Annotated in this window: 13 protein-coding genes; 2 read left to right on the plus strand and 11 right to left on the minus strand. The window is 45.8% G+C overall.

Going from position 1 to position 14,254, the window contains the following annotated elements:
- Positions 1-22 precede the first annotated feature (22 nt).
- The 4 genes from trmD to ffh form a co-directional block, all read right to left on the minus strand.
- Positions 23-766: a tRNA (guanosine(37)-N1)-methyltransferase TrmD gene (gene trmD / locus L1076_RS09060; RefSeq protein WP_038870473.1), complete on the minus strand. Its 744-nt coding sequence runs from the start codon at positions 764-766 to the stop codon at positions 23-25.
- Between the two features lie 27 nt (positions 767-793).
- On the minus strand, positions 794-1,342 hold the full coding sequence (rimM, locus tag L1076_RS09065) for a ribosome maturation factor RimM (protein ID WP_038870471.1): 549 nt from the start codon (positions 1,340-1,342) through the stop codon (positions 794-796).
- Between the two features lie 26 nt (positions 1,343-1,368).
- Positions 1,369-1,617: a 30S ribosomal protein S16 gene (gene rpsP / locus L1076_RS09070; RefSeq protein WP_005438039.1), complete on the minus strand. Its 249-nt coding sequence runs from the start codon at positions 1,615-1,617 to the stop codon at positions 1,369-1,371.
- Positions 1,618-1,827: 210 nt separating this feature from the next.
- Positions 1,828-3,213 (minus strand): signal recognition particle protein, encoded by a 1,386-nt coding sequence (gene ffh, locus L1076_RS09075; RefSeq protein ID WP_038870469.1) that lies wholly within the window; start codon positions 3,211-3,213, stop codon positions 1,828-1,830.
- A 213-nt stretch (positions 3,214-3,426) separates the two neighbouring features.
- On the opposite strand from ffh, the gene L1076_RS09080 reads away from it, so the two are divergent.
- Positions 3,427-4,221 (plus strand): inner membrane protein YpjD, encoded by a 795-nt coding sequence (locus L1076_RS09080; protein ID WP_038870467.1) that lies wholly within the window; start codon positions 3,427-3,429, stop codon positions 4,219-4,221.
- A 154-nt stretch (positions 4,222-4,375) separates the two neighbouring features.
- A complete protein-coding gene (locus tag L1076_RS09085) occupies positions 4,376-5,650 on the plus strand; it encodes a CNNM domain-containing protein (protein WP_038870466.1) in 1,275 nt (424 codons plus the stop codon).
- A gap of 93 nt (positions 5,651-5,743) precedes the next feature.
- Here the strand turns inward: L1076_RS09085 and luxS are convergent, their stop codons facing one another.
- The 7 genes from luxS to L1076_RS09120 form a co-directional block, all read right to left on the minus strand.
- Positions 5,744-6,262 carry an S-ribosylhomocysteine lyase gene (gene luxS, locus L1076_RS09090; RefSeq protein WP_038870464.1) on the minus strand — a complete coding sequence of 173 codons (519 nt, stop codon included), beginning with the start codon at positions 6,260-6,262 and terminating at the stop codon, positions 5,744-5,746.
- Between the two features lie 90 nt (positions 6,263-6,352).
- Complete coding sequence (locus L1076_RS09095) at positions 6,353-6,958, minus strand: hypothetical protein (RefSeq protein ID WP_164492027.1); 606 nt, start codon at positions 6,956-6,958, stop codon at positions 6,353-6,355.
- Between the two features lie 19 nt (positions 6,959-6,977).
- A complete protein-coding gene (gene gshA, locus L1076_RS09100; RefSeq protein ID WP_039975489.1) occupies positions 6,978-8,546 on the minus strand; it encodes a glutamate--cysteine ligase in 1,569 nt (522 codons plus the stop codon).
- Between the two features lie 163 nt (positions 8,547-8,709).
- Entirely contained in the window at positions 8,710-11,553 is a 2,844-nt protein-coding gene (locus L1076_RS09105; RefSeq protein ID WP_039975488.1) for a pitrilysin family protein, read from the minus strand.
- Positions 11,554-11,562: 9 nt separating this feature from the next.
- A complete protein-coding gene (locus L1076_RS09110; RefSeq protein WP_038870456.1) occupies positions 11,563-12,024 on the minus strand; it encodes a YqaA family protein in 462 nt (153 codons plus the stop codon).
- Positions 12,018-12,968, minus strand: a complete 951-nt coding sequence (locus L1076_RS09115) for an NADP-dependent oxidoreductase (protein WP_039975486.1) — start codon at positions 12,966-12,968, stop codon at positions 12,018-12,020. Before L1076_RS09115 ends, L1076_RS09110 begins: the two co-directional genes overlap by 7 nt.
- A gap of 146 nt (positions 12,969-13,114) precedes the next feature.
- On the minus strand, positions 13,115-14,245 hold the full coding sequence (locus tag L1076_RS09120; RefSeq protein WP_038870452.1) for a sodium ion-translocating decarboxylase subunit beta: 1,131 nt from the start codon (positions 14,243-14,245) through the stop codon (positions 13,115-13,117).
- Positions 14,246-14,254 lie beyond the last annotated feature (9 nt).

A 14,254-nucleotide genomic window follows, 5' to 3' on the forward strand; every position in this document is an offset into this window, starting at 1 on the left:
AACTGATACTAAATAAATTAGGTTACTTTGCGTTATGTTCAGTAATGAACTCAGCAAGTAATTGTTCCTGTTCGTCAGTCAGAGCTAGGTTTTCCAGGAGCTCTGGTCTTCTTAGCCAAGTTCGGCCCAGCGACTGTTTTAGTCGCCATTGACGAATATCCTTATGGTTGCCTGACATCAGTACCGCTGGCACTTCTTTATCATCCAACATTTCAGGACGCGTATAGTGAGGGCAATCTAACAAACCATTTGCAAAAGAATCCTCTTCTGCTGACGCAAAATCGCCTAGTACACCCGGAACAAACCGAGAGACTGAATCGATCAGTGTCATGGCTGGTATTTCACCACCCGTCATCACAAAATCTCCAATCGACCATTCTTCGTCGACTTCAGATTGAATGATACGCTCATCTACCCCTTCGTAACGGCCACAAATCAGAAGTAAATTCTCATTCGTTGCCAGTTCTTCTACTCCCTTTTGGTCGAGCTTGCGACCTTGAGGAGAAAGGTAAATGACTTTCGTCTTACCCGGTGAGGCTGCTTTCGCGGTATGAATGGCATCGCGCAAAGGCTGAACCATCATTAACATACCAGGACCACCACCGTAAGGTCGGTCATCGACAGTGCGATGTTTGTCGTGAGTGAAATCGCGAGGATTCCAAGTCTCAATTGACAAAAGACCTTTTTTAACCGCTTGACCTGTTACTCCAAATTCAGTAACAGAACGGAACATTTCAGGAAAAAGGCTAATAACGCCAACCCACATGTTTATCTCGCTCTGTAGTTTTGGAGATTAGAATCCAGGATCCCAGTCAACTTCGATCCGTTGAGCTGTGCGATCAACTTTAATGATCACTTGCTCTTCAAGGAACGGGATTAATCGTTCCTTCTGCCCGAAAGCATCTTTTAGATTTGCTTTAACAACCAGAACATCGTTTGAGCCAGTTTCTAGAATGTCATTAACGACACCCAGATCGTAACCTTTAGTGGTTACCACTTGCATCCCAAACAATTCACGCCAGTAGAATTCTTCTTCTGACAATTCAGGTAGTACCGCAGGGTCAATAGCAATTTCAAAGTTGGTCATCAGCTGCGCGTCTTCACGAACGTCCAACCCTGCTAGCTTGCATACATAGCCTTGACCATGACGCTTCCAGCTTTCTACTTTGTACTCAACCCACGTACCCTTTTGGTTAACAAACCAAGGGCTGTAATCGAAAATGCTTTCAGCATTGTCTGTGTAGGAAAAAACTTTAAGCCAACCACGAATGCCGTAAGTAGCACCAAACTTGCCTACAACAATCTTCTCGTTGCTCATCGTTTCTTTACCTTTCATCGACATAAACTAGTTTCTACTTCTTAAAAGAATTAAGCCGCTTTTTGAGCGTCTTTAACTAGCTTAGCAACGCGGTCAGATAGAGACGCGCCTTGACCAACCCAATGGTTAACGCGGTCTAGGTCTAGACGTAGACCTTCTTCTTGACCTTTAGCAGTTGGGTTGAAGAAACCAACTTTCTCGATGAAACGGCCAGTTGCAGCGTTGCGGCTGTCCGCTACTACGATTTGATAAAATGGACGCTTTTTAGCGCCGTGACGTGCCAAACGAATGGTTACCATGTCGTCCTCTTTGCTTTCTCAAAAATAAAATTAACCCCAATAATCATCCATAAAGCTGAACAATCTGGGGTCTCGTGCCAAAATAAAGCTCCGGAATTTTACTCTTATCCCGAAGCAATGCAAGGTATTTAGTTACTTTTTCACCAACATAAATTGAAATTCAAGTTTGTGATGTAGCTAACACCCTGAAACTAAAGTCTAGGCAATCGTTTAACGACCAAATGGATTGAAGCCACCGCCTCCACCCATACCTCCGCCCATCATGCCTTGCATGTTGCGCATCATGCCTTTCATGCCGCCCTTTTGCATTTTCTTCATCATCTTTTGCATTTGGGTAAACTGCTTAAGCAGACGGTTTACGTCTTGTACCTGAACACCCGAACCTGCTGCGATACGTTTTTTACGTGAGCCTTTGATGATTTCCGGGCGTTGACGTTCTTTCATTGTCATTGAGCTGATGATCGCTTCCATTTGCTTGAACATCTTGTCATCAACTTTGTCTTTCACGTCTGACGGCAATTGAGACATACCTGGCAATTTGTCTAGCATGCCCATCATGCCACCCATGTTTTGCATTTGACCTAGCTGCTCACGGAAGTCTTCAAGGTCAAAACCTTTCTTCTCTTTGAACTTTTTCGCTAGTTTTTCTGCTTTGTCTTGATCGACATTGCGTTGTAGGTCTTCAATCAGTGACAGTACATCACCCATGCCTAGAATACGCGATGCAATACGATCTGGGTGGAATGGTTCTAGTGCGTCAGTTTTTTCACCCACACCGAGGAATTTAATTGGCTTACCCGTGATATGACGAACCGATAGCGCCGCACCACCACGTGCATCACCATCCACTTTAGTCAGAATCACACCGGTTAGCGGTAGCGCATCACCGAATGCTTTCGCTGTGTTCGCCGCATCTTGACCTGTCATTGCATCAACAACGAACAGTGTCTCGACCGGGTTAATAGCAGAGTGAAGATCTTTAATCTCACCCATCATTTCTTCATCGATAGCCAAACGACCTGCGGTATCGACAATAAGCACGTCATAGAATTTCTTCTTCGCGTGGTCGATCGCGGCATTCGCAATATCAAGTGGTTTTTGATCCGGTGACGATGGGAAGAAGTCGACGCCGATGTCTGATGCTAGAGTTTCTAGCTGTTTGATTGCCGCAGGACGGTAAACGTCGGCTGACACAACCAAGACTTTCTTCTTATCACGCTCTTTTAGAAGCTTAGAAAGCTTACCTACCGATGTGGTTTTACCCGCACCTTGTAGGCCCGCCATTAAAAGAACGGCTGGCGGCTGCGCTGCTAGATTTAGGGCTTCGTTAGATTCACCCATTACACCTTCAAGCTCTGCTTGAACGATCTTGATGAATTCCTGACCCGGAGTCAGCGATTTAGAAACTTCTACGCCCACCGCTTTTTCTTTAACGCGGTTAACAAACTCACGCACAACAGGAAGGGCAACGTCCGCTTCCAAAAGCGCCATGCGCACTTCACGTAGGGTTTCTTTAATGTTGTCTTCGGTCAGACGACCTTTGCCACTGATATTTTTCAGCGTTTTGGATAATCGATCCGTTAAATTCTCAAACATCTTTGTCTCTTCGCTAAAATGGCGATTAATTAGTGTGAGTATACCTTAGCCAACGTCACAGTCATACCCGAACACTGCTCTTATCATTAACTTGAGGGCTAACTTGTTAATTTCAATATCTCATCTCTCGTGATTGATGAAGGATCTACCGTAGCCCCAAAGAGTAATGCAAGGTATAATTTTTAGCATCGTGCACAATAACTCTTAGGATTCATGGATAGCTTAATTGCCATCGCGGCCGCCATACTTTACGTTTTGGCGATAGCGACCATCATACCTGGACTCTCTCAGCAGTCTGGAATCAAAGTCAAAACCGTATTTGCCAGTGCGGCATGTGCGCTTGTTTTTCATGCTTGGATTCTGAGTGACCTGATATTTGACGGCTCAGGGCAAAACCTCAGTATTCTTAATGTTGCTTCGCTAATAAGTTTTATTATTTCTTTGGTCATGAGTGTGGCAATGCTTAAGAATCGCTTATGGTTCTTGTTGCCTGTGGTATACAGTTTTGCTGCTATCAATTTATCTGCAGCAACGTTTTTACCAAGCACATTTATTAGACATTTAGAAAACGACCCTAAGTTACTTATTCACATATCGTTCGCACTCTTCTCTTACGCCACGTTGACCATTGGTGCACTCTACGCACTCCAGTTAGCTTGGCTTGATCACAAGCTTAAAACGAAAAAATCACTCGCAATCAATCCAAACTTACCGCCACTCATGATGGTGGAGCGTCAGCTATTCAAAATTATCTTGATTGGTAACTTGTTGCTCACGGCAACGCTGATTACTGGTTTTGTGTTTGTACAAGACATGTTTGCTCAAGGTAAAGCCCACAAGGGAATTCTTTCTTTCATCGCATGGATTGTGTACTCAATTCTGCTTTGGGGTCACTACCGTAAAGGGTGGCGAGGCAAAAAAGTGACTTGGTTTGCGGTTGCAGGTGCGACTTTGTTGACCTTGGCGTACTTTGGTAGTCGCTTCGTGAAAGAGATCATCTTAAGTTGATACTTTCCATCGATTAAATGCAATTAATAAGGAGCCTTGTGCTCCTTATCCTTTATATTGCCGAGCAAATAAAATAGAGTACCCCTTATTCCATTGACTTCATGACCTAGCTCGGTCATAAATTAACCAAACACATAAAAGGAACTGCTGCGTTTTGGACGACATATCTACGGGTATCTTATTTGCGCTACTCGCGTGTCTTATCGTCATATCAGGTTACTTCTCCGGTTCAGAAACAGGGATGATGTCTTTGAACCGTTACCGCTTAAAGCACTTAGCCAATAATGGGCATAAAGGGGCGAAGCGAGTCGAAAAGCTTCTCGACCGCCCAGATCGCCTTATTGGCCTGATCCTTATCGGCAACAACCTCGTCAATATCCTCGCTTCCGCTATCGCAACCATTTTAGGTATGCGTTTGTATGGCGATTTAGGAGTCGCAATTGCAACTGGTGCTCTCACTATGGTGGTGCTGGTTTTTGCAGAGGTGACACCGAAAACTATCGCATCGCTCTATCCGGAGCGCGTCTCTTATGCGAGCAGCATCCTTCTTACTATTTTAATGAAGGTACTGTCACCACTCGTCATGTTGGTGAACTTTATTACTAACGGCTTTATCCGTTTACTCGGCGTAAAAGCCGATCACACCACAGAAGACCACCTTAGCTCAGAAGAGTTGCGTACCGTGGTAAATGAAGCTGGCGGCCTCATTCCTCGTCGTCACCAAGACATGCTGGTGTCTATTTTGGACCTAGAACACGTCACAGTGAATGACATCATGGTGCCTCGTAATGAGATCACTGGCATCGACATCAATGACGACTGGAAATCTATCGTTCGTCAGCTGACTCACTCTCCTCATGGCCGTATTGTGCTGTACCGTGACCAGATTGATGAAGTGGTTGGTATGCTGCGTCTGCGTGAAGCTTATCGCTTAATGCTAGAGAAGAACGAGTTCAACAAAGAGACACTGCTACGCGCAGCCGATGAGGTGTACTACATTCCTGAAGGCACGCCACTGAACGTACAGATGTTGAAGTTTCAACGTAATAAACAGCGTATCGGTTTGATTGTCGATGAGTATGGCGACATTAACGGACTAGTGACGTTAGAAGATATTCTGGAAGAGATCGTCGGTGAGTTTACCACCTCAATCGCACCGAGCTTGTCCGAAGAGATCACACCGCAAGGTGATGGTAGCTTCTTAATTGAGGGCAGTGCAAATATTCGAGACATCAACAAAGGTTTGAAGTGGAAACTGCCAACTGACGGACCAAGAACCCTCAATGGCTTGATCCTTGAACATCTGGAAGATATTCCTCAAAGCCATTTGAGTGTGCAAGTTTCTGGGCACCCAATGGAAATTGTTCAAGTAGAAGAGAACCGTATCAAGCTTGTAAAAGTGTATCCAAAGCTGAAGAAAAACAGCTAAGGGTGAACAAAATATCACGCCTTAAATCGCAAAGAAAAAGAGCCTGACACTGTCAGGCTCTTATGTTTTCAGCTATCTGAACGAAAAGCTAAGTTAGTCGATACGTAGCTCTTTCAGCATTGATTCTGGTAGTGCCAGCTCATCATTCTTATTCACCGCAACCCCCGCTTCTAGAATGTTCTTTGCAATTTGCTTCGCTTCATCCAGAGAGTGCATTGCCGCTGTACCACATTGGTACTCGTTCAGCTCAGGGATCTTGTTTTGGTTTTCTACTTTTAATACGTCTTCCATTGCTGCAATCCAAGCGTCAGCCACTTGCTGCTCTGAAGGCGTACCGATTAGACTCATGTAAAAACCTGTACGACAGCCCATTGGTGAAATATCAATAATCTCAACACTTTCACCATTTAGATGATTGCGCATAAAGCCCGCATACAGGTGCTCTAGCGTGTGAATTCCTCGTTCAGAAAGGATGTCTTTGTTCGGGGCAGTAAAGCGCAAGTCGAATACCGTGATGGTATCCCCTTTAGGGGTTTGCATCGTTTTAGCCACTCGTACTGCAGGTGCATTCATGCGAGTGTGGTCTACGGTAAAACTGTCTAATAAAGGCATTACATCTCTCCTGATTGTAACGACCAATACTCAAGAGTATTGGCATTGATTTCTATTCATTCCCCCAGTCCAAATGAATTCGTTAGGGGGTTAAAAGAACCAGCTGCTGTTGTCTTCTAGTTCCTGACGACATTGCTTCAGCTGCCAGCCATAAGTCTTTGCGGTTTGCTCAACGCGTCTTGCAACCTTTAACAAGCTTGGCTTGCTATTATAGGTTCCGCGCTTATATCCACCACGTCCTTCATGATAAGCAAGGTACTGCTTGTAAGGATCCCACAATGAGATGCCTAATTGACGACGAGTCTCATGGGTATACCAACCGACAAACATCATTGAGTCGTCGAAGTTAGTACGTGAACCACCTTGACCCGTCGCATCTTGAAAATCTTCCCAAGCAGGGTCTTGAGCTTGAGCATAACCGTAAGCGCTACTTACGCGCCCCCATGGAATAAAGCCGAGAACGTAATCCTTTGGTGGTCGAGCGTCATGACGAAAGCTACTTTCTTGCTTGATGATCGCCATCGCCACGTTTATCGGCGTACCCCACTCTTCTTCCATGTCTTTGGCATCTTCATACCAACCAGATTTTTCTCGGAATATTTCACATAGGTTGTCTTGTTGCTTTGGGGGCGCTGTCGCACAACCGGCTAACATTACGCTTCCAAGCACAGACACCACTAACGGCTTAATGTCCAATCCCTGCCCTTACTGCTGATTATTGTTTTAGATAAGCAAAGTAATCTTCTAAGAAGTCATCAAAGGATAACGTGTCACTTTGCTCTGCTTGTTTTTGTTTCTCTACCGATGTCGCGACTTCAGTTTCCATCGCATCTGCCGAGTATTGCTCATAGCTATGTGCTAGATTTTCTTCGCGGAACTTCATACCAAGCGCACACCCCACTTTACCCAAACCGCCGTGCTCTTTGGTCAGCTCAAGCAATTGACCAGAGATAGTAAGCTCAGGCTCATCAATCCAAGACTCCAGTTTGTCGCAAACCGCTTGGTACGCATTACCACCAGTCGCGGTGTCCATTTCAACCGCAATCTGACGAAGGTCAGCGAACACACGATGAGCCCAATCTTGCAGAGATAAACGTTCGCCTTGGCAGCCGATTTGCAGCATCAAGCCTTTCTCGCGGCCAGAAACAATGACTTTGTTCCAGTTGTCACGCCAGCATTCTAGCTCGCAGTTATCCATAGGGTCAGAGTCAGAAAGCGCTGCCCATGTTAGGAATAGGTCCAAGAATCGAACTTGTTCCTCACTCACGCCAACCGCACTGAATGGGTTTACGTCTAAAGAACGGACTTCAATGTATTCAACACCCGCTCGTGTCAGAGCTTCAGATGGTTTTTCACCACTTTGCGTGACACGCTTAGGACGAATTGGAGCGTATAGCTCGTTCTCAATTTGCAGAATGTTTGAGTTCAATTGACGGTATTCGCCATCCACTTTCACACCAATCTCTGCAAACTCATCCGATGGACGACGAATAGCGTCACTTAAGCCTTCAAGATACTGTTCAATGCTGTTAAAGCCAATCTTAAGCACGCTTTGCGCGCTGTTGGTGTAACCGAGATCACTCAGACGCAGAGAGGTTGCTTTTGGTAAGAAAAGCGTCCCGCCAATTTTCTCAAATGGCAGGTCAGTTTCACGTCCTTGAATGAACGAACCACACAATGCTGGTGACGCACCAAAGAAATACGGGATCATCCAACCAAAGCGATAGTAATTACGGATTAGAGCAAAGTACGCTGCGGATTTTGTTTCTTGACGAGCTTCTTCATCTTGCTCTCCATGTAGTGCATCCCAGAACGATTCAGGGAAAGAGAAGTTGAAGTGCACCCCCGAGATAATTTGCATTAAGCTACCGTAGCGGCGTTTTAAACCTTCACGGTAAAGCGTTTTCATTTTTGCTGAGTTTGATGAGCCATATTGAGCTAGCTGAATATCATCTTCAGTGCCTACATAACATGGCATCGAAAGTGGCCACATTTTCTCTTCACCCATTTTGGTTTGAGTGAAGTGATGGATGTCTTTCAACTGCCCGATCAATTCAGGGATATCATGTGATACAGGCGTAATGAATTCCAGTAGAGATTCTGAAAAGTCTGTCGTGATCCATTTGTTTGTGAACGCTGAGCCCAAACCCTCTGGATGAGGTGTTGTTGCTAGGTGTCCATCCTGACGATAGCGCAAAGTTTCTCGCTCAACACCGCGTCCAAACTGCTTAAATACTTCTGGGTTTGATGCAACTTGTTTTAGTCGCGCAGCAAAATCAGTCAAAATGAGGTTCGCTTATATTGGGAGCAGGACACTCGCCAAGCGTGGCAAGTGAAAGCTAAGTTATTGATATATAATCCATCTAGATAAATAACCCATCAAAAAGTCATTTATCTAGTTAGAAACGAATAGCGGAGAGTCTCCTCTCCGCTATTAAATGTGTACTCTATCGAATGATTTCAAGCTCTTCCACGTCTTTCCCTAACTTTTCTAGTTGAGGGCGAAGGGATTTTGCATCCCCGACAACCACGATTTGATAGTCGTTCGGGTCAAACCATTTTTCGGCTAGAGCGTTGAGAGTCTGCTTATCAACTTTCTCAACAATAGCGTTTCGTTGCTGTAAATAGTCTTTATCTAAGTCGTATTTCAAAATATCACTGATGAGTTTCGCTTTCTGTGTTGGCGTCTCATATTTCAGCGCATCTTTTTGACCGACCGCTTGGCGCATAAATTTCAATTCATCGTCAGTCATGCCCGATTGTGAGAACTCGTTCAACTCATTCTCCATCTCGATAATAGACGCAACTGTTGAATCCGCACGCACTTGTGCAGTGAAAACAACCGAGCCAGTTTCCGCATTACCGGAGAAATAACCATAAGCACCATAAGTGTAGCCTTTGTCTTCACGAAGGTTTTGGTTGATACGGCTATTGAAGTTACCCGCCAGATTAAAGTTCGCTAGCTGACCTAGGTAAAAATCACCAGTCGCATCGTAAGGCATACCTTGGCGTACGAGCATCACGACACTTTGTGGCGCTCCAGGCTTATCCACTAGGTGAATTTGTTGCTTACCCAAAGGGGTTACTTTTTGCGGAGAATACAACGGTGCAGCTTCTGCTTTCCAGTTAGACCAAAACGTCAGTTGTTTTTCTACGTCTGCTTTATTGATATCGCCCACCGCAATGATCTGCGCTCCTTGCGGTGTATAGTGCTTCGCATAGAAGTCTCGAACATCGTCTAGTGTTAGCGCCTTTACTCCGGCCTTGGTGCCTTCTTTTGGACGAGCAAAAGCTGAATCACCGTACAAAACTTGGCGGCTGGCTTGCGCGGCCATCCAGCTTGGTTTTTGATGTTCGTAAACTAAGCCTTCTAACGCTTGCATTTTCACTCGTTCAAAGTCTTCTTCTTTAAATGCAGGCGACAACAACATCTCTTCAACAATCTTGAGTGTTGGTGCTAGGTTTTTCTCTAGTGAGGACACACTGATGTCAGTCGTATAGCCCGTCGCATCAACAGAGATAACACTACCTAATTTATCAAGCTCAGCTTGAATCTCTTCCACACTGTGTTGCGTTGTGCCTTCTTGCAGCATCGCAGCGGTCAACTGTGCCAGACCTTCCTTGCCTTCTTCAACAAAACGCGTCCCTGCCGGGAGACTGAACTGCATCATCATGGTTGGCGTTTCATTGCTCACCGTACCAAGTAACTCTGAACCATTATTGAAATGGATGTCGTAAAGCTTGGGCATGGTTGCTTCGACTGGAGCACCAACCGGAGGCTGAACAGAACGATCGAAGTTGTCAGTCGCACGACGGTAGGCTAACTGGTCATCCGTGATCTTTTGATATTCAGGTAATGTGCGTTTTGGGGTGACAAATGTAGCAGGTTTCACTGCCAATTCTGTTTTCCCTCTTGGCACCACACTCAAAGTAACTTTGTTCTTCCCTTGGATAAAGTCGCTGTAAGCTTTTTCTACTGATTCTGGTGTTACTGCACGGATCTGCTCAAGCTGTTTCTCAATTAAATCAGGCTGGCCAAAGAACGTTTGGTTGGAAGCAAGTTGCGTCACCTTGCCTTTAACGCTTTCCAGTGCAAAGATCGCATTCGCTTCTTCTTGACCTTTTAGTTGGTCAAGACGGTCTTTTGTCACGCCATCTTTCGCAAACTTGTTCAGCGATACCATTAATTCATCATAAAGCTTTGACAGGTCCCCTTTGTCACCAGAATCGCCCATCGCGTAAACATAGAAGTTACAAGACAGCTCAGCACAATCATGGAATGCACCCGCATCCACTGCTTTTTGTGTCTTCACTAAATCTTGGTAGAGCACACTGTTGGTGCCGCTGCCTAATACGCTAGAAAGTGTGTCTAACGAAGTTTGGCTTGCTTCACCGCTGTAAGTGGTTGGCCAAGCAATCATTACCATTGGCTGTTGGATTCGGTCCTCCAGCGTGATGAACTTACTCTCTGCCAGCTTCGCTGGTTGTTTCGGCGCATTATCGACCTCAGGGCCGCGAGGGATAGAGCCAAAGTATTTGTTCACCCACTCAAGCGTCTGTTCAACATCAATATCGCCACCAATAGTCACCACAGCATTGTTTGGACCGTACCAACGCAAGAAGAAGGCTTTCAGATCGTTCACGTCAACACGATCGAGATCTTCCACATAGCCAATGGTTTGCCATGAATATGGATGACCTTCAGGATAAAGCGCTTCAGCCATACGCTCCCAAATCAAACCATACGGACGGTTGTCGTAGCGCTGGGCTCGTTCATTTTTTACTGTTGAGCGCTGGATCTCGAACTTGTGTTGCGAAACGGCATCAAGCAAAAAGCCCATGCGGTCCGATTCTAACCACAGCATTTTCTCAAGTTGGTTAGCTGGGACAGTTTCAAAGTAGTTAGTGCGATCACGGTTAGTTGTACCATTTAAAGTACCACCCGCTTCAGTAATGATCTTAAAGTGTTGCTGGTCACCAACGTTCTCTGAACCTTGAAACATCATGTGTTCGAAGAAGTGAGCAAAACCAGATTTACCAATTTCTTCTCGTGCAGAACCAACATGGTATGTCACATCAACGTGCACAAGTGGATCGGAATCCTCTGGTGCCAGAATCACCGTTAAACCGTTGTCTAGTTGATACTTCTGGTATGGAATTTTAACTTTGCCTTCTTCTGCTTTCGACGCTTCGACGAAAGTAACCCCATCAGGCAATGATGATACTGGGGCGTTTGATGCACAGCCCGTGATCACCAACAGTGAGCACGCGCTTACCCAAAACATTCTCATGCGCTTTCCTTAAAATAAACCGAGATAGATGGCGGCTAACAAGGAGTACCTTGCTGCTTTGCCTAAAAATATCAAAACCATACACGGCAGAAATTTCATCCTTAACCATCCTGCCGCTAAACATAGCGGGTCACCTATCACTGGTAACCAGCTAAAGAACAATCCCCAATATCCATACTTGGACAGCCATTTAAGTGCCGTATGGCCGTGTTTTTCATCTTTTGTCTTATTTGGAATCCAAAGCCCAAGCCAATAGTTGGTCAATCCACCAAGCGTGTTACCAATCGTGGCGACAATAATGATGGAAGTAGCGGAATACTGGTTTAACGAGAGGGTCGCGATCAATCCAGCTTCAGAGCCCCCCGGCAAGAGGGTAGCGCTAAGAAATCCAGTAATGAACAACACCCATAATGCGGAGTCAGAAAACCATAGTGCTAAATTTTCAAAGGCTGCATTAAATGCCTCTAGCATGTCATATCAAGCAATATCTTGCCTCGTGTCCGTCCGGATTCAACTTGTCGGTGGGCATCCACAACCTCGTTCATCGGATAAACATGTTGAATTTCTGTTTTTAGCAGACCAACCCCCACCATATAAAGTAAGGTGTCGAGCTGCTCACGATCCGGCTCCACCAGCATGCCACTGGCATCAAAACCAAGCAGTTTTGCTTTCTCACAAATCAACTCAGCCGTTATGGTCGGAACGGTGATCACTCGGGCGTTATCAGTCAAACATTTCAGAGCATCTAAAGCGGCGTCACCACCGACAAGATCGATCAACACATCCACATCTTCAACACGTTCTGACACTGGCGCAAATTGATAGTTCACTGCATGTGCTCCCAGCGTCGCGAGGTAGTCTAAATTCCGCTCACTGCAGGTGGTAAAGACTTCGGCTTTGGTTGCTACGGCGATTTGTACCGCTATGTGGCCAACACCACCTGCACCAGCGAGAATCAACACTCGGTCGCCTTCAGTAACATTAGCCTTGCTTAATGCTTGAGCCGCCGTTTGCCCTGCCAGAGGAAGTGCAGCCGCAGCTTCTAAAGTCACTGAATTGGGAATACGGCTGAGAGCTGACTCAGGAACACAAAGGTATTGGCTGTAACCACCACCACGAGCTGGAAATCCAATGAAACCAGCAACCTCGTCCCCGACTTCAAAACGTGATGTCCCTTCCCCACAAGACGCCACTTTGCCAGAAACGTCATACCCCGGAACCCAAGGAAGGTTATCTTTATTTTGTGCGGCCGCCCAACCTAACCCCGCGCGCGTTTTCACGTCGATAGGATTAATGCCTGAATAGGCGACTTTTATGAGGATTTCACCCTTTTGAGGTGAGGGTGTTGGTGCGGTTTGAATGGCGAGAACGTCTGCATCGCCAAACTTAGTAATCACTATCTGTTTGTGTTCCATAGCCCATTCCCTGCGAGAAAACAAAAAGGGATGCGAAAGCATCCCTTTGACTATAAACCATTTTGTTTACCGAAGTTAATCGTCAATTTGTAAATTGGTGGATAATTCTATGTCGTAGCGTATCCACCAAAAATCGAACAAGACGATTAGCCTACTAGCGCTAACAAGATACCAGCCGCGACTGCGGAGCCAAGTACACCGGCTACGTTTGGCCCCATCGCATGCATCAACAGGAAGTTTTGTGGGTTCGCTTCTAAGCCAACTTTGTTCACAACACGAGCTGCCATTGGTACCGCTGAAACACCCGCAGCACCGATAAGTGGGTTGATGTCTTCTTTCGAGAACTTGTTGAGAAGCTTCGCCATCAGAACACCTGCACCAGTACCGATACTGAATGCCACTGCGCCTAAACCCAGAATGCCAAGTGTTTCTAGATTCAAAAACTGTTCAGCTTGCAGTTTAGAGCCGACACCAAGACCTAAGAAGATGGTCACGATGTTGATCAGCTCGTTTTGAGCGGTTTTGGATAAACGATCCACTACACCCGCTTCGCGCATCAAATTGCCTAAACAGAACATACCAACCAAAGGTGTAGCCGATGGCAGGAATAGAATTGTCATCAGCAACACAGCAAGTGGGAACAGTACTTTTTCCCACTTACCGACATGACGCAGTTGAGCCATCTTAATTTGACGCTCTTCTTTGGTCGTAAGTGCTTTCATGATCGGAGGCTGAATAATCGGCACCAACGCCATGTAGCTGTATGCCGCAACGGCAATCGCACCAAGTAGGTCCGGAGACAGTTTACTTGCTAAGAAAATCGCCGTAGGTCCATCTGCACCACCAATGATGGCGATAGACGATGCATCAGCCATGGAGAATTCCATACCAGGAACGTAGTTAAGTAAAATCGCGCCAAATAGTGTCGCAAAAATACCAAACTGAGCAGCGGCCCCTAACCACAACGTTTTCGGGTTCGCAATTAAGGCACCAAAGTCCGTCATCGCACCGACACCCATGAAGATCAAGAGTGGGAAGACACCTGATTCGATCCCGATGTAATACACGTAGTAAAGCAAGCCACCTGGGTCAGTAAAGCCTGCATTTGGAATGTTAGCCAAGATGGCACCAAAACCAATAGGCAATAGCAACAATGGCTCAAAGCCTTTTTTGATCGCCAAAAACAGCAGCGCACAACCAACCAACATCATACAGATTTGGCCGAACTCAAAGTTCGCGATCCCTGTTTCTGACCATAAGGTCATCAATCCGTCCATGATACTCCC

The sequence above is a fragment of the Vibrio sp. MMG023 genome (assembly GCF_021654215.1).
Taxonomy (GTDB): Bacteria; Pseudomonadota; Gammaproteobacteria; order Enterobacterales; family Vibrionaceae; genus Vibrio; species Vibrio jasicida.